The following is a 343-nucleotide window of genomic DNA, read 5'->3' as shown; positions in this document are numbered from 1 at the left end:
CCAGAGCTTTGACGAATGTCGCCATCTTTCCAATGCCATAGTACTGAAGCCATCCGCGCATCTTTTGCCGGATTTCTACGAACATTTTATCCATAGAAATTCCTCGATTGCGTTTGGTTAGCCGCTTTAATTCCCGCTTGACCCGTTCTTTGGCCTGACGCGCCGGACGAGCGTAAGCTCCTCCGCGCCCCACACCTAAAGAAAATCCTAGAAATTTAAGGCGTAATGGTGACCCAACCGTTGTTTTCTCTCGATTGACCGTGACTTTCAGGTCCTTCTCAAGAAATCGGGTGACACTCTCGAGGACCCTTTGTCCCGCCCGCTTGCTTTTGACATAAATATT

Annotated in this window: 1 protein-coding gene; it reads right to left on the bottom strand. The window is 49.0% G+C overall.

Annotated elements, in window-relative coordinates; translation table 11 throughout:
- A partial coding sequence (locus tag FC99_RS01645) for a group II intron maturase-specific domain-containing protein (RefSeq protein WP_275452966.1) occupies window positions 1-343 on the bottom strand: 343 nt, incomplete at both ends.

Source organism: Levilactobacillus koreensis JCM 16448 (assembly GCF_001435525.1).
Lineage (GTDB): Bacteria > Bacillota > Bacilli > Lactobacillales > Lactobacillaceae > Levilactobacillus > Levilactobacillus koreensis.
This window is presented reverse-complemented; position numbering and strand designations above follow the sequence as displayed.